The organism is uncultured Sulfitobacter sp. (genome assembly GCF_947500075.1).
GTDB lineage: Bacteria > Pseudomonadota > Alphaproteobacteria > Rhodobacterales > Rhodobacteraceae > Sulfitobacter.
Map to the genome: position 1 here is coordinate 520,143 of NZ_CANMQS010000003.1, position 15,287 is coordinate 535,429.

Below are 15,287 nucleotides of genomic sequence, written 5' to 3' on the forward strand. Positions count from 1 at the left end.
CACAGACAAAAGGACGTTTCATGCGCGACGACAGCCATCTTCCATCGGCCCTTCAGGGTTTGCGCCTGCCGATGATTGCTTCTCCTCTCTTCATCATATCCGTGCCTGAATTGGTCATTGCGCAGTGCAAGGCGGGGATTGTCGGCTCATTTCCTGCGTTGAATGCGCGGGAGGGTGAAGGGGAGCATCCGCTGCTGGACACCTGGCTGACCCAGATCAAGGAAGAGCTTGATCGCCACAATCAGGCTCACCCGGACCGCCCTGCCGCACCTTTCGCGGTGAACCAGATTGTGCATCGGTCGAATGGACGGCTGGAGCGGGATCTGGAAATTTGCGTGAAACATGAGGTGCCGATCTGGATCACCTCGCTGGGTGCGCGGGTGGAGGTGAACGAAGCGGCGCATTCTTGCGGGGGCATCGTGCTGCACGACATCATCAACAACACATTCGCCCGAAAGGCGATCGAAAAGGGTGCCGATGGGCTGGTGGCCGTGGCTGCCGGTGCAGGCGGGCATGCGGGGCAGCAGTCGCCTTTTGCTCTGGTCGGTGAAATCCGCGAATGGTTCGACGGGCCGATTGCCCTATCCGGGTCGATTGCCACAGGAGAGGCCTTGCTGGCCGCGCGCGCGATGGGGGCTGATCTGGGCTATACCGGCTCGCCCTTCATCGCGACGGACGAGGCGAACGCGGATCAGGGGTACAAGGACATGATCGTGGAGAGCGGGGCGGATGACATCGTCTATTCCTCGCTGTTCACCGGGGTTTGGGGCAACTACCTGAAAGGGTCGGTGCGCAATGCGGGGATGGACCCGGATAACCTGCCGCAGGCGGATGCGTCGTCGATGAACTTCTCGGACGGGTCGTCAAAGCCGAAGGCGTGGAAGACGATCTGGGGCTCTGGTCAGGGCATTGGCGCGGTGAAGTCCGTAGGGCCAGCGGGAGCCATCGTGGACCGGATGGAGAAGGAATATCTGGCCGCTGGTCGAAAACTGGCCGCTGAATTTTCGTGAGGTGATGGCATGAGCGCGGATACACAGACACTGGATGAAGCGGCGGTATCCGCCTATTTAGAAACACATCTGCCGGGGTTTGAAGGCCCGATGGAGGTCACCAAGTTCCAGACGGGGCAGTCGAATCCGACGTTTCTGCTGAAGACTCCCACGCATGCCTACGTGCTCCGGCGCAAGCCACCCGGTGTGTTGCTGAAATCTGCTCATGCGGTGGATCGCGAATTTCGGGTGCAAAGCGCACTGGCGGGGAGTGACGTGCCTGTCGCCAAGATGCACCTGTTGTGTGAAGACGACGATGTGATCGGGTCGATGTTCTATGTCATGGACCATGTGCCGGGGCGGAATTTTGGTGATCCGTCGATGCCGGGTTTGACCCCCGCTGACCGGGGTGCGGTGATTGATGAGATGAACCGTGTGCTCGCGGCCTTGCATAGTGTCGATATCGGCGCTGTCGGCCTGTCCGATTACGGGCCGGAAGGGAATTATTTCGAGCGGCAGGTCGGGCGCTGGTCCAAACAGTATCGCGCGTCGGAAACGGTTTCGATCCCGGCGATGGACAAGCTGATGGAGGCGCTGGTGGCGGAGCGGCCTGAGGATGACGGGCAGCGCACGCTGGTGCATGGGGATTACCGGATCGACAACATGATCTTTGACGCGGAAAGCACGGCGTGCCGGGCGGTGTTGGACTGGGAATTGTCGACCACGGGCCATCCCTTTGCCGATCTGGCTGCGGTGATCATGCAGTGGCAGATGCCTGCGGGGGACGAAGGGCGCGGCATGGGAGGGCTGGACCGTGAGGCGCTGGGATTGCCCAGTGACCGCGCCTTTATCGAGGCTTATTGCGCGCGGCGGGGGCTGAGCGAGATTGACCACTTCGGCTATTATCTGGCGTTCTGTTTCTTCCGCATGGCGGCGATCATTCAGGGGGTGTTGAAACGGGCGCTGGATGGCAATGCCTCCAACCCTGAGCGTGCGAAGCAGTTGGGGCAGTACGTGCCTGTTTTTGCGCAGCACGGGCTGGACGCCCTGAAAAGGGGCTGAGACATGGACAACGACCGCCTGAAACGGATCACGACATGGATGGAAAGCCATATCGAAGCGCGGCGTTTTGCGGGCTGTGCGACGCTGATCCGGCAGGGCGGGACTGAGGTTTACTACCAGCAGTGCGGCTTGCGGGATCTGGCGACGGGTGCGCCGTGGGAGCGCGATACGGTGGCGCGGATCTATTCCATGACCAAACCCATCACCTCGCTTGCGTTGATGATGCTGGTGGAGCGGGGGCTGTTCCATTTGGACACGCCTGTTTCCGCGTTCATCCCCGGCTTTGCCGATGCGCGCTGTCTGGTGCCGGGGGCGGAGGACATTACGCAGACCGCGCCCTGTGCAGTGCCGACGTTGCACCAGCTGCTGACCCATACTTCCGGTTTGAGCTATCCGTTCAATCCCGGCGTGCTGGGCGCCGCGATGGCGGAGCAGCGGTTGGTGTTCGGACCGGGCAAGCGGGTGTTGGCCGATCAGGTGGATCAGGTGGCGGCGCTGCCGCTGGCCTTCGCGCCGGGAGAGCGGTGGGAGTATTCCGTCGGGATCGACGTGATCGGGCGGGTGATCGAGGTGGCGTCAGGCAAGACGCTGGAGGCGTTTCTGGTTGATGAGATCCTCGGGCCTTTGGGGATGGACGACATACACTTTGCCGTGCCGGAGGGCGCGCGGGATCGGTTTGCGGCGCTTTATACACCGCTGGCCGGTAACTCGTTTGATTTGAACGGCACCGGGTTTGGCGATGACACCCTGCGGCTGGATGATGCGCCGGGCACGTCGCCTTTTCTGACCACGCAGATGCACTCAGGCGGCGGTGGTCTGGTGGGTACAATCGACGACTACATGAAGTTTGCCGAGGCGCTGCGGTCAGGCGGCGCGGGGCTGGTATCGCCCTCAACGCTTTCGTTCATGATGCGCAACCATCTGCCGGGGGACATCGCCTCCATGGGGCCAAGCAGCTTTGCCGAACTGCCGATGGACGGGATGGGGTTTGGCATTGGCGGTGCGGTGGTGCTGGACCCGGCGATTGCGCGCTGTCCGGGGTCGGTGGGCGATTTCGGCTGGGGCGGGATGGCATCGACGTTTTTCTGGGTTGATCCGGTGGAAGACTTGAGCGTGGTGTTCTTCACACAGCTATCGCCCAGCAGCTCCTATCCCAACCGTCCGCAGCTCAAGGCGCTGGTGCACGGGGCGTTGACCTAAAAGCTGAAGATGTCGCCCATGTTCTCAATGATGGAGACAAGCAGTGCGACACCCGCGATCAAAAGTGCGACCCACCAGAACATCTGGAACACGATGGCTGCGACGCCAAATGACGTTGCATAGGTGGCAAAGCGCCAGTTTTCCCGCAGGATCGCAGAGATCACAGAAAGGCAAATGGCGAGGATGCCCATCACCGGCGCGGCCATCGCGAGATAGGCCCAGATCGGTGTTGCGACGACCTCAGGTTCCGGTTTGGGCAGTCCAAGGAAGGTGCGCCAGGCGGAGCGTTTGATGTCTCCGGCGATCTCACCGATCTGCGCTCCGGCTGAGGGTTTTGCCTCAAACATCGGAAGGGCCATCTGCGCGAAGACGAGGATCAGCGCCGTGGCACCGAAGAGCAATGCCCAGAACCCCCATTTATTGAAGAGTTGCGGCGCGCCTTGCATGAAAGGATCTGCGTTCTGTTCCATACAAACGGGCTTGGCATGGAACTGCGGCGGAATGTTGGTTCATCTGCGGCGCCATTCGGGCAAGTGGGATGGGTCAGTCAGGCCCACATGCTGGAGCCACCGCAGACGGTCAAAGCCTGCCCAGTCATGTATGTGCTTGCGCCGGAGGCAAGGAACACGGCGATGCCTTCGAAGTCATCCGCTTCGCCCAGACGGCGCAGGGGGATGTCCTTCTTTGCGCGGGCTTCGGCTTCGGGGTTGTCCCACAGGGCGCGGGCGAATTCGGTGCGCACCAGACCGGGGCAGAGCGCATTGACGCGGATGCCTGATGGTCCCAGTTCAGTGGCAAGGTTGCGGACCAGCCCGATCAGAGCGAGTTTCGAGACCCCGTAGGTGCCCAGCACTTCGGTGGATTTGAAGGCCCCGATGGAGGAGGTGAACACCATCGACCCACCGCCCCGTTCTGCCATATCAGGCGCACAGAGCCGCGCGAGCCAGAGATTGGATTGCACGTTGGCGGACATGGTTTTCTCATACGCCGCGTCGGGGATTTCCATCGTGGGGCCGTAGTGCGGATTGACGCCCGCGTTGCCGAACAGGATGTCGATGGGGCCTGCATGGTTGCGGGCCTTCGTCACCAGTTCTTCCAATTGTGCCTTCTCGCCGACGTTGGCGGCAAAGGCATAGGCCTTGCCCTTGCCGCGTGCGTTGATGCCAGCGGCAGCCTCATCCAGCGCGTCCTGCCCACGGGCGGAGATCACAACGGTTGCGCCGTGATCAGCCAGCGCCGTGGCCATGGCGAGGCCCATGCCGCGCGACGCCCCGGTCAGCAGCGCGGTTTTGCCAGTCAGATCAAACAGGCTCATTGCCCACCGCGCGGTTTGCCTGCGGTGCCGGATTTTGATCCACGGGTGTTGGACGCCTGAAACGCCTGCACTTCGGCGCGGGCAATGACGTGGTGGTGCACTTCATCCGGGCCATCGGCATAACGCAGGGTGCGCTGGGCGGTATACATACCCGAGAGGGGCGACCATTGGCTGATGCCGGCAGCGCCAAAGATCTGCATCGCGTCATCGATGATGTTGCACACCTGCTCCGGCACTTTGGCCTTGATCATGCTGACCCAGATGCGCGCCTCCTTGTTGCCCAGCACATCCATGGCTTTGGCGGCCTTCAGGACCATCAGGCGCATCGCTTCGATCTCGATCTTGGCGCGGCTGATCGTTTCCATGTTCTTGCCCAAGGCAACGATCTTCTTGCCGAAGGCTTCACGCTCCAACCCGCGTTCGATCATCAGGTCCAGCGCCTTTTCCGCCTGCCCGATGGAGCGCATGCAGTGATGGATGCGCCCCGGTCCAAGGCGAACCTGGCTGATCTCGAACCCGCGCCCTTCGCCCCAGAGGATGTTGCTTTCGGGCACGCGGACATCTGTGAAACGGATGTGCATGTGGCCATGCGGGGCGTCGTCGTGGCCGAAGACGTGCATGGGGCCGAGGATTTCGACACCCGGTGCGTCCATGGGGACAAGGATCTGGCTTTGCTGGCGGAAGGATTCCGCCTCGGGGGAGGTTTTGACCATCACGATCATGATCTTGCAACGTGGGTCACCCGCGCCGGAGATATAGAATTTCTCACCGTTGATGACCCATTCGCCGTTTTCCAGAACGGCGGAAGTGGAGATGTTCTTGGCGTCGGAAGAGGCCACATCAGGCTCTGTCATGGCGAAAGCGGAACGAATTTCACCAGCCAGCAGGGGTTTGAGCCATTGCTCCTTCTGCTCTGGCGTGCCGATCCGTTCGAGAACTTCCATGTTGCCGGTGTCGGGGGCGGAGCAGTTCAGCGTTTCAGACGCCAAAGGGTTCTTGCCCAGCTCGGCGGCGATATAGGCGTAGTCGAGGTTCGCCAGCCCTTCGCCGGTTTCCGCATTGGGCAGGAAGAAGTTCCACAGACCCGCATCACGTGCCTTCTGTTTGGCGCCGTCCAGCAGTTCCAATTGACCGGGGGCATAGGACCACCGATCCTCCCGGCCTTCGCCGAGGGCGTAGAATTCATCGGTGATGGGATCGACGTTTTCCCGGATGTGTTTGATGACAGCCGCCAGAAGGGGGCGCGCCTTTTCCGACATCTGGAGGTTGTTCATTTCCATGGGGGTGTTTTCCGTGCTCATCGCGTGCTCCCGATTTTTGTGTTGGGGGCAGAGTAGCAGGAATGCGGGGCGTGCCAATGGCGCAAGCCCTTTGAGCCGCAAAGCGACGCAGGGTCATTGGCACAATCTGGTGCCGGCGGGGTCAGAGGCCCAGACGATCCAGTACCCGGAAGGTTGCCACCGTGGTGCCAACGCCAAGGTTGCGGAAGCGGTGGAACGGGATTGGTGTGGCGGGCGTCATGGGGAAATCAAGCTCTGCCTCGGGACAGCCGTCGGCCGATTTGGCCAGAACGGTGCCCATGGCGGTGGCCATCCCCACCCCGCGCCCGTTGTAGCCAAGGGCGGCGACGACATTGGGTGCGATCTGGTGCAGGCCCGGCGCATGGTCACGGGTCATGGCGACATTGCCACCCCAGGCGTGGGTCCATGCGGCATCGCCGATCTGAGGGTAGATTTTGCGCGCCGCCGCGCGCAGGCCCGCCTGCCGTTTGAGGATACCACCGTCGCCCATCGCACCACGCCCGCCCATGATGAATCGGCCTGCGGCGTCTTTGCGGAAGTAAAAGATCAGGCGGCGGGTGTCTGTGGGGGAATGGCCTTCGGGCAGAATGGATTTCGCGACGTTTTGAGAAAGCGGTTCTGTTGCCACCTGAACTGAGGTGACGGGTACAACCGTCTTGCCCAGCGGGTTCTCCAGATCGCCGGTGTAGGCGTTGGTGCAGATCATCGCGCGCCTGGCCGTGACCTGTCCGCCCATGGTTGAAACAGTGACATGGTCCGGCGTTGCATCGACACCTGTAACGCGGCTGTTGCCATGGATGCGCGCGCCCGCCTTTTCGGCGGCAGCCGCAAGACCCAGGGCGAAGTTCAGCGGATGGATGTTACCGCCGCGCCGGTCGATGAGGCCGCCGACGTATCCGTCATATCCCAGCAGATGCGCCATTTCCTCGGCGCTGACCTCATCCACCGCATGATCGCGGGCGCGCCACTGGCGGCCGATGATCTGCAAGTCGCGCAGGGTCTTGGCGTTGGTGGCTGACCGGATCCAGCCGCAGTTCGCGGCATCGCACTGGATGTTGTGCTTGGCGATCAGATCGAAAACCAGTTTGCCCGCACCACCCGACAGGGCCACCATGCGTTTGCCCAGATCATCGCCGAAGCGTGCTTCGGTCTCTTCGGGGTTGGCCTTGAGGCCGGGATTGACTTGCCCGCCGTTGCGCCCGGATGCACCCCAGCCGGGGGTTTCAGCTTCGAGCAGGATGACGGATTGCCCGGTTTCGGCCAGATGCACGGCAGCGGACAGGCCGGTAAACCCGCCACCGATGATGACGGTGTCGGCTTCTGCTTGCCCGGAGAGCGCAGGGCGCACGGGTGATGGGTTTGCCGTCGCGATCCAGAGGCTGTCAGCAAGGGGTTTGCGTTCGTTCTGGATCATCAGCGTCAGGCGGCCTGTGTGGTGGCCGCAGGTGCGGCGAGGAAACGATAAAGCGGCTCTAACGCGTCAGAATCGCCCTTTGCTTCGAGTTCGAGGAAGGCCACGGCGACCACCTCATGTTCGGTCATGCGTTTGAGGATCGGCATGTCTTGCGGCGGGGCCATGCGTTCAAGCCGTTCAAAATCGGCGATGTAGCCGGGGAAAATGCGGCGCATTTCGGCGATCATGCCATCGTAGTCCTGCGGTCCCTTGCGGGCGACGGCGATCCCTTCGGCGCAGAGGATATCGGCATCGCGCGGTGTCATGCCGTAGCGGTCGATCAGCGGTTTGACGATGTCGGCGGTGTGTTGTTCGACACGGGCCAGCAGGATCATCTTTTCCTTGTGTTCGGGCGTTGTGCAAAGATCGGCCAGCGCTTCGTAATAGGCGACACCGCCGATTTCCTCTTCATAGTAGTCCAGCAGGGTTTTGAGATATGCGGGATCGGGCTGCGCCTGATTTGCAGGATCCTCCATGGTGAAGGTCACGGGCAGAGCGGCACCAACGTCCATGCGGTCGAATGTCAGCGGTTCATCAAGATCCTTGGTCTGCGCTTCGTCGATCTCCGTCGCGTAGAGGTGACCGGCATAGACGGCGGCCGCAACGATGGAGGGGGCTTCGCAATCGCCGATGCGGGTCAGGGTGAAAGGCAGTTTGCTGGCATCACCGTCAACAGTGGCGAGGATATCGTGGTAGAGCCCATCGTTCGGGGTGCGCTGGGTGGCCAGAACAGCGTTGTTAGAGACGATGTCCTGCGTTTGACCTGTGTAGCTGCATGTAAGCGTTGCCGTCGTGCCGTCAAAGGCGGTCAGGGCGTGTGCGGTGATGATCTTCACGCCCTTTTCCATCATCTGCGTGCGGATGCGCCAGCGTTCTGAGGTGTTGCCGGCCCAGGCGGAGACACTGTCTTCCTCCGTGACATAGGTGACGTCGCATCCGGCATCCGCCAGCGTTTCGGCCATCAGCCCACCCATGTAGTAGTTGTCCCCGTCAAAGACGACGCAGGACCCGGTGGGCAGATCGCCTGACATGATGTCATCGGGGGTCAGCACGGTTGCGTTCCCGGTGGTCACGGGCACGAATGTTTTGCCGTCAAACCGCTCGCGCTTCCATGTGGCCCCGGTCGCGATGGCGACGTGATCGGCTTCGGTGGCAAAGACATCTTCGGCAGTGAGCCTGCTTTCGCGGAAAACCTCCACGTTGGGTAGTTTGTGCAACTGGCCTTCGCGGTAGTCGCGCACGCGGATGTATTCGCTCATCCCCGGCAGGGTTGCTTCGCGGGTGACGCGACCGCCCAATTCGCGGGTGGCCTCGGCGAGCATGACGTCATAACCGCGGCGCCCTGCTGCACGGGCGGCTTCCAAGCCGGAAGGGCCAGCGCCAACGATCAGAACGCGCGTGTCAGAGCCGTTTTCAGCGACCTTCTCCGGATGCCAGCCCTTGCGCCATTCTTCTCCCATTGTCGGGTTCTGGGTGCAGCGGATCGGCACGCCAAGACTATCGCCAGAGTAGCAGATGTTGCAGCCGATACACTCGCGGATGTCCTCGGGGCGGCCTTCCATGATCTTGTTGGGAATGTAGGGGTCGGCGATGGAGGGGCGGGCGGCACCGATGAAATCAGTGATGCCGCGTTTGATCTGGCTGACCATTGTGTCGGGCGACGTGAAGCGGCCAACGGTGACGACAGGCACGTCGGTGACGGACTTCACCCAGCTCATATAAGGCTCTAACGCGGCTTCTTTGACGAAACGGGACATGCCCATTTCAAGTGTGTAATCGGCAATGTTGATGTCCCAGAGGTCTGGCATGTTCGCCATCATCTCGAACATCTCACGCCGCTCGCCATGTTCAGGCACACCGTCTTCGCCGATGGTCTCATCCGCCTTGAAGCGCACGGCGACAGCGCATGTGTCGCCCACGGCTTCTTTGGTTTCCTCGATCAATTCCCGCACCAGCCGCGTGCGGTTTTCCAGACTGCCGCCGTATTCGTCAGTTCTGGTATTGATCGTGGGATCGAGAAAATTGGCGAGGAGGTAGCCGTGGGTCGCATAGACATAGACCACGTCGAACCCGGCCTTCTTTGCGCGGATCGCGGCGTTGCGGTGCCAGCGGCGTAGGTTGCGGATGTCGGTCTTGTCCATGGCGCGCGTCTGGAACGGGTGTCCGGCGAGGTTGGGCAGGTGGCCCAGGTCCATCGCGGGCATGCGGGAATAGAGGTTTGGGCTGCGCGCGCCGCCGTACCAGAGTTCGGCACCCGCAAGCGCGCCGTGTTCGTGGACCTTGTCGGTCATCAGGCGATTTGCACGGATGTCACTTTCATCCCAGAGGGTGGCGTGCACGCCGGGTGCGTCGTCGGACGTGGGGTGGATGGAGTTGTATTCGGTACAGACCACGCCCCAACCGCCCTCTGCCTTGACCCCGCGCATGGCGGCAAGGGTGTTGGGCCGCAGATAGCCCATGCCAGTGCAGTGGGGGACCTGAAAGAACCGGTTCTTTGCTGTTACGGGGCCGATTTTGACAGGGTCGAACAGGATGTCGTAGCGGGGATCGCGGGTCATTCAGGGGTCTCCAAACAGGCTCTAACGCGGGGCAAGTTGCGGCAGTTCGCGGCGGAACGGGGTGGCGTCGGTGGGTTCAGTGCCCAGCTCACGGGCGTAACGGTGCCCGGCGTAGACAGCGGCGGCGATGGTGCCCGGGCCGAAGCAATCGCCGATGCGGGTGAGACTGGGGCCGGTGTCGGTGATCAGCTTCTGCACGCCATGGAAAAGGCCATCAACGGTCTGCCGCATGGTGACGGGAATGAAGGTGCCGCAGGGGATGTCATGTTCGCGCTCAGTGTAGCCGCACTCAAGCGTGACACTGTCCGTGCCGATATGACTGACGTTGTGCAGGGGCACAATCTTGACGTCCATCTCCATCAGGCGTTTTTGAATGCGGGTCTGTTCAAGGGTGTTGTGGGTCCAATGGGAGACGTCAGCGGCAGGGGTGACAAGGGTCACGTAATGGCCTTTGCCGCGGATCAGCTCCGCCAGCACACCACCCATGTAGAAATGATCGTCGTCGAAGATGACAACGGGGCCTTTGGTTTCTTCCCCGGCCATGATGCCGTCGACGGTCATCACGGGCGCGCCTTTGTCGCGGGGGATTGGCGCGAAGTTCTCGCGGCCGACGCCGCTGTCGCACCATGTGGCGCCCGTGGCGATAACCACGTGATCGGCGCCGAATTCCAGCACCTGATCGGCGGTCAGATTGCTTTCCAGATACGTCTCTACATTGGGCATTTGGCTGATTTGATAGCTGCGGTAGTCAGCCACACGCCGCCATGCAGCGAGGCCGGGCAGCGCGCCTTCGCGGGCCACACGTCCACCGACTGCGCCGGTCGCTTCCGCCAGTGTCACGTCATAGCCGCGTTGACCCAAGGCGCGGGCGGCTTCCAGCCCGGCAGGGCCTGCGCCGACGATCAGCACGCTTTCATCGGCGTGTTTCGCGTCGATCCGCTCAGGATGCCAGCCCTTGCGCCATTCCTCTCCCATCGTCGGGTTCTGCGTGCAGCGCAGGGGGGTCATGGTGAAATCGGCGGTGACGCAGATGTTGCAGCCGATGCACTCGCGGATGTCCTCAATGCGGCCTTCCTCGATCTTCTTGGGCAGGAAGGGATCCGCGATGGAGGGACGCGCGGCGCCGATGAGATCCAGCTGCCCGGATTTGATCAGCCGCACCATGTTGTCGGGAGAGGTGTAGCGGCCCACGCCAACCACGGGTTTGTTCGTAACCTTTTTGACAAAGGCGACATGGCTGTCCTGAAATCCCTCATCGGCGAAGCGGGACGTCATGGAATCGTTGTCCCAATCGCTGACGTTCACATCCCAGAGGTCGGGGATGTCGGCGAGCATTTCGACCACGTCGCGGCCCTCTCCGTCGGACGTCAGGCCGTCCTTGCCTTGCAGTTCCTCAACGCCAAAGCGGATCGCGATGCCGCAGGTGTCGCCAACGGCTTCCTTGGTGTCGATCAGCACTTCGCGCAGCAGGCGCACGCGGTTCTCAAGGCTGCCGCCGTATTCATCGCCACGGGTGTTCCAGCGGCGGGAGAGGAAGTGGGACAGGGCGTTCAGGTCATGTCCGGCATAGACATAAATGATGTCGAACCCAGCCTGTTTTGCGCGTTTGGCAGCGTTAACGTACCACCGACGCACATTGCGGATGTCGGTCTTGTCCATGACGCGGGCCTGCACCGGGTCCATATAGGCGACCGGGCGCGCGGAAGGCGCCATGGGGATCTCGCGGCTGTAGCGGTTGGGCGTGGCGAGGCCGTCATAGCAGGGTTCGATCCCGGCCAGACCGCCGTGTTCGTGGATCTTGTCGGTCATGCGCTGGAATGTGGGCAGATCAGCGTCGTCCCAGAGGCGGCCTTCGATCACGGGGCTCAGCTCGGACGAATGGTGGATCTCTACCTGTTCGGTGCAGACCACACCCCAGCCGCCTTCGGCTTTGACCCCGCGCATTTCCGCCATCGAAGACGGGTATTGATGGCCCATGCCGTTGCAGTGGGGCACCTGATAAAAGCGGTTTCGGGCCGTAACAGGGCCGATTTTGACAGGTTCAAACAGCACATCATAACGGGGATCGCGCGCGCCGGGGCGGATGCTGCTGTCTTGTTTTGTCATGGGTCAACCTTGCGTTTGTCTTGATGCCTTGCGTTGCACAATGCGTCGTTCAGACCGCGTGCCACGCGGTCGCCAAGGGGGCCTGCTTGTGTTTTGCGGGATGATGCACGTGTTGCGGTCATGTCCGCCAGAACGTCGTGCCGCCAGGGTTTTCTGTGGTTCATGTCGGCCCACACGGTTTTGGCAGATGCCGGGGCGCGTCGAAGTGTTTGGGGAAATGCCGAACCAGCAGATTGGTCATCTGCGCCTCGGCATAGTCCGGCGTGATCCATTCAGGATAGAGGATCATGTTCAGCCACATCCCATCGCAGAGGCATTCCATGGTGGTGGCGAGATCTTCGGCGCGGACATCCGTGTATCCGCCTTCCTCAATCAGCGCCGTGCAGAGTTCTTCGAGGGCGTCTGAGCGTTCGTCATCAAACTCTTCAGCCATTTCGCGGTAGACTTTGCGGTATCTGGCTTCGCCGAAGAAGGCGAACCAGACGGCTATTTTCTTGGGCGAGCAAATCTCGGGATCGAAGCTGGCGGTCGCGATGCCCATCAGCTTTTGCGGGACGGTCAGTGTTGGATCGCGAAAGATCACGAGCCAGGCGTCCCGCAATTCCATTGCAAGGTGTCTGAGCGAGGACGTCAGCAGGTTGTCCTTGGATTTGAAGTGCAGGCTGACAATCCCCATCGACAAGCCTGCATGACCGGTGACGTCTGCCATGGTCGTGCCTGAAATGCTCTTTTCCGCAAGGACGTTGATCGTGGCATCGATCAGTTGCTGTTGACGTACTTCCTTTGGCGCTGTGCGGGGTTGTTTCTGGGCTTGCTGCGCGCTCATTGTATTCTCCTAGTCATTTTTAGGGATGATAGGAGAGTCGTCGCGCCATGTCAGCCATACCAATCGGTCAAGCACATCGGCACCTTGCCGTGTGACATCGACGTTAAGACAAGAAATCCGCTGAACAAGCATTCATTCACAATTGCGCATGGTCGCTTTGCACGTCAAGCTCCTGCCAATGTGTTCTTCAGAAATCTGCAGGCCGTGGATGTCCTGATTTCCTCTAAGATATTGAATGGTAAGTATTAAAAGTCTGGAAACTACTTGCTGGATAGCAAAGCAAACTTTAAGGAGCCATCAGAATGAGCGATTTTTCTGCCCTGAAACGAATCGAAACGAATGGGCCGGAGGGTCATGGGCTCACCCTATGGCCCGAAATGAACCCTGCTGACCTGGCCGCTGGTGCGCCGGTTCAGAAAGGGCATCTATATGACGAAGATGCGGGAGAGGACTACTCTGCCGGTGTCTGGGATTGCACCGCGTTTGATGACAAGCCGGGGCCCTACTCTGTCGATGAATTCATGCTGCTTCTCGAAGGGACGGTTGTGATGGTCATGCCGGAGGGGGAAGAGGTTGTCGTTTCCGCTGGTGAGGCATTTGTTATTCCCAAAGGGTTTGAGTGTCAGTGGAAGATGCCCGAAACCGTGCGCAAGATCTTCATGATCCTTGATGGCGCGGCACCCGGCACGGCCAACAACCCCTCCCTGTCGCGCATTACGAAGCTGACCAAAGAAGATCTGACCGACACAGCGCGCACAGCAACACCTGCGGTGTCATCGCGGGAGGTGCACTTTCTGAACCATGACGCCAGAATGTCTGTCTATACAGAGACTTTCCCGAAAGGTTCGCAGGGGCCAGCGCCGTCTGCCGATCGTCAGATCGTGCATGTGGTGGCAGGTGATGTGGCGTTCTCTGACGATCCTGCGCACAGGTTTGTGGCAGGTGAGAGCTTTTATCTGTCGCCGGGACACAGCCTTTCGTGGTCGGTCAGCGCTGGCACGCGGCTTTTGGTGTCTTCCTGTCGGCCGCCCGCCGCTTGATCCCACGGTTCGGAGATTACCATGACCACACAGCCCCCTTTCCCGTCAAATCCCGACGTCGTCATCATTGGTGCAGGTGCGGCCGGACTTGGCGCGGCACGGCGTCTGATGAAAGGCGGTCACTCCGTTCTGATCGTTGAAGCGGCAAACCGGGTGGGCGGGCGTGCATGGACGCAATCGGACAGTTTCGGTGTTCCCGTGGACATGGGGTGTTCCTGGATATCAGGCTCTAATAAGAACAAATTCACCAAAATCGCCCGGAACCGTGGATTTAGTCTGGTTGATCATACGGAAGCGGACACGGCGCTTTTCATAGAGGGCAGGAAGGCCACGCCGGCGGAACTTTACGCTTATGAGCGCGCAGGTGAACAGGTCGAAAAGGCGATGAACAAGGCCGGCAAGAAGGGGCATGACGTGCCCGGAAGCACCGTGCTCCCCAAAGGTCTGCCCTTTCTTGGTGCGGCAAAAGCGTGGATGGGGCCGATGGATTACGGCATGGATTTTGAGGATATCTCAACCCTCGATGACTACCTGTCCGCCAATGATCAGCCCAGCTACATCGTGGCAGAGGGGCTTGGAACTGTCGTTGCGACATTGGCGGAGGGCATCCCGATCGCCTTGAATTCAAAAGTGCATAGGGTGGACTACAGTGGATCGGGCGTTTCGGTTGAAACCAGCAAGGGCACGATCCGGGCGCGGGCGTGTCTGGTGACTGTTTCCACCGGTGTCTTGGCCGCAGGGGGGATCAGTTTCATTCCTGAACTGCCGGTCGAGAAACAACAGGCGGTTCATGATCTGCCGATGGGATTGCTGGTAAAAGTGCCCCTGCTTTTTGATGGCGCACGCCTTGGGCTGAAGGAGAACGAGTGGATGAGCTATGACATCCCGGATACGTCTCCGACACGGGCGTGTTTCCTGATCTCCTGGCCCTTCGGGTATGATTATGTCTTTGGCAATATCGGGGGTGCCTTCGGCTGGGAATTGTCGCGGGAAGGACCGGACGCCACAGTTGCCTTCGCGCTGGAAGAGATGGAAAAACAGCTTGGCAGCGCTGTGCGCAAGCACTTTGTCAAAGGGTTGGCCACGGATTGGGCGACGAACCCGCTGACCCATGGCGCCTATGCTGCGATCCGTCCCGGCACCCATGGGGTGCGGAAGAAACTGGCAAGGCCGATCGCAGAGAAAGTCTTTTTCGCAGGTGAGGCGATGGGCGGATCGCGGTCTGCATTGGTGGATGGGGCCCTGAACAGCGGGCGCAAGGCGGCCAAGAAAATGATCAAGGTCTTGAAGGTTTAGCAAGACCTGAAAGACCTTTATTCAAGGGACCTTCGATACCAAGTGTTGCAGCATTGTCTGCATCTGGGAAACAAAACACAGGCATCCGGAAGGATTTGTTGAACAATTCCAATTGGTCGCGTAGCCATGAGGTTGGAAAAA

General features: G+C 60.6%; 12 protein-coding genes. 5 read left to right on the forward strand and 7 right to left on the reverse strand.

Going from position 1 to position 15,287, the window contains the following annotated elements:
* Positions 1–20: 20 nt before the first annotated feature.
* From Q1A91_RS12410 to Q1A91_RS12420, 3 genes are read left to right on the forward strand one after another with little or no spacing between them, the layout of a single operon-like run.
* On the forward strand, positions 21–1,010 hold the full coding sequence (locus tag Q1A91_RS12410) for a nitronate monooxygenase family protein (RefSeq protein ID WP_299877497.1): 990 nt from the start codon (positions 21–23) through the stop codon (positions 1,008–1,010).
* A gap of 9 nt (positions 1,011–1,019) precedes the next feature.
* A complete protein-coding gene (locus tag Q1A91_RS12415; RefSeq protein ID WP_299877500.1) occupies positions 1,020–2,051 on the forward strand; it encodes a phosphotransferase family protein in 1,032 nt (343 codons plus the stop codon).
* A 3-nt stretch (positions 2,052–2,054) separates the two neighbouring features.
* Positions 2,055–3,251: a serine hydrolase gene (locus Q1A91_RS12420; RefSeq protein ID WP_299877503.1), complete on the forward strand. Its 1,197-nt coding sequence runs from the start codon at positions 2,055–2,057 to the stop codon at positions 3,249–3,251.
* On the opposite strand, the gene Q1A91_RS12425 is transcribed toward Q1A91_RS12420, so the two are convergent.
* From Q1A91_RS12425 to Q1A91_RS12455, 7 genes are all read right to left on the reverse strand, one after another.
* Positions 3,248–3,721: a hypothetical protein gene (locus Q1A91_RS12425; RefSeq protein ID WP_299877506.1), complete on the reverse strand. Its 474-nt coding sequence runs from the start codon at positions 3,719–3,721 to the stop codon at positions 3,248–3,250. The genes Q1A91_RS12420 and Q1A91_RS12425 overlap by 4 nt on opposite strands.
* A 77-nt stretch (positions 3,722–3,798) precedes the next feature.
* Complete coding sequence (locus tag Q1A91_RS12430) at positions 3,799–4,566, reverse strand: SDR family NAD(P)-dependent oxidoreductase (RefSeq protein ID WP_299877509.1); 768 nt, start codon at positions 4,564–4,566, stop codon at positions 3,799–3,801.
* Positions 4,563–5,840, reverse strand: a complete 1,278-nt coding sequence (locus Q1A91_RS12435; protein ID WP_299877765.1) for an acyl-CoA dehydrogenase family protein — start codon at positions 5,838–5,840, stop codon at positions 4,563–4,565. The genes Q1A91_RS12430 and Q1A91_RS12435 overlap by 4 nt, the downstream gene beginning before the upstream one ends.
* 148 nt (positions 5,841–5,988) lie before the next feature.
* Positions 5,989–7,281: an FAD-binding oxidoreductase gene (locus tag Q1A91_RS12440; RefSeq protein WP_299877512.1), complete on the reverse strand. Its 1,293-nt coding sequence runs from the start codon at positions 7,279–7,281 to the stop codon at positions 5,989–5,991.
* Between the two features lie 5 nt (positions 7,282–7,286).
* The gene (locus tag Q1A91_RS12445) at positions 7,287–9,878 is read right to left on the reverse strand and encodes an FAD-dependent oxidoreductase (RefSeq protein WP_367278674.1); all 2,592 of its coding nucleotides are present in this window, start codon (positions 9,876–9,878) and stop codon (positions 7,287–7,289) included.
* Positions 9,879–9,899: 21 nt separating this feature from the next.
* On the reverse strand, positions 9,900–11,984 hold the full coding sequence (locus Q1A91_RS12450; protein ID WP_299877515.1) for an FAD-dependent oxidoreductase: 2,085 nt from the start codon (positions 11,982–11,984) through the stop codon (positions 9,900–9,902).
* Between the two features lie 160 nt (positions 11,985–12,144).
* On the reverse strand, positions 12,145–12,810 hold the full coding sequence (locus tag Q1A91_RS12455; RefSeq protein ID WP_299877518.1) for a TetR family transcriptional regulator C-terminal domain-containing protein: 666 nt from the start codon (positions 12,808–12,810) through the stop codon (positions 12,145–12,147).
* Between the two features lie 302 nt (positions 12,811–13,112).
* On the opposite strand from Q1A91_RS12455, the gene Q1A91_RS12460 reads away from it, so the two are divergent.
* Positions 13,113–13,850 carry a cupin domain-containing protein gene (locus tag Q1A91_RS12460; protein ID WP_299877520.1) on the forward strand — a complete coding sequence of 246 codons (738 nt, stop codon included), beginning with the start codon at positions 13,113–13,115 and terminating at the stop codon, positions 13,848–13,850.
* Positions 13,851–13,871: 21 nt separating this feature from the next.
* Positions 13,872–15,146, forward strand: a complete 1,275-nt coding sequence (locus Q1A91_RS12465) for an NAD(P)/FAD-dependent oxidoreductase (RefSeq protein WP_299877523.1) — start codon at positions 13,872–13,874, stop codon at positions 15,144–15,146.
* Positions 15,147–15,287 lie beyond the last annotated feature (141 nt).

Coding starts and splice junctions, on each gene's coding strand:
- Q1A91_RS12410 (WP_299877497.1), top strand. CDS start 21: ATGCGCGACGACAGCCATCTTCCATCGGCCCTTCAGGGTTTGCGCCTG.
- Q1A91_RS12415 (WP_299877500.1), top strand. CDS start 1,020: ATGAGCGCGGATACACAGACACTGGATGAAGCGGCGGTATCCGCCTAT.
- Q1A91_RS12420 (WP_299877503.1), top strand. CDS start 2,055: ATGGACAACGACCGCCTGAAACGGATCACGACATGGATGGAAAGCCAT.
- Q1A91_RS12425 (WP_299877506.1), bottom strand. CDS start 3,721: ATGGAACAGAACGCAGATCCTTTCATGCAAGGCGCGCCGCAACTCTTC.
- Q1A91_RS12430 (WP_299877509.1), bottom strand. CDS start 4,566: ATGAGCCTGTTTGATCTGACTGGCAAAACCGCGCTGCTGACCGGGGCG.
- Q1A91_RS12435 (WP_299877765.1), bottom strand. CDS start 5,840: ATGAACAACCTCCAGATGTCGGAAAAGGCGCGCCCCCTTCTGGCGGCT.
- Q1A91_RS12440 (WP_299877512.1), bottom strand. CDS start 7,281: ATGATCCAGAACGAACGCAAACCCCTTGCTGACAGCCTCTGGATCGCG.
- Q1A91_RS12445 (WP_367278674.1), bottom strand. CDS start 9,878: ATGACCCGCGATCCCCGCTACGACATCCTGTTCGACCCTGTCAAAATC.
- Q1A91_RS12450 (WP_299877515.1), bottom strand. CDS start 11,984: ATGACAAAACAAGACAGCAGCATCCGCCCCGGCGCGCGCGATCCCCGT.
- Q1A91_RS12455 (WP_299877518.1), bottom strand. CDS start 12,810: ATGAGCGCGCAGCAAGCCCAGAAACAACCCCGCACAGCGCCAAAGGAA.
- Q1A91_RS12460 (WP_299877520.1), top strand. CDS start 13,113: ATGAGCGATTTTTCTGCCCTGAAACGAATCGAAACGAATGGGCCGGAG.
- Q1A91_RS12465 (WP_299877523.1), top strand. CDS start 13,872: ATGACCACACAGCCCCCTTTCCCGTCAAATCCCGACGTCGTCATCATT.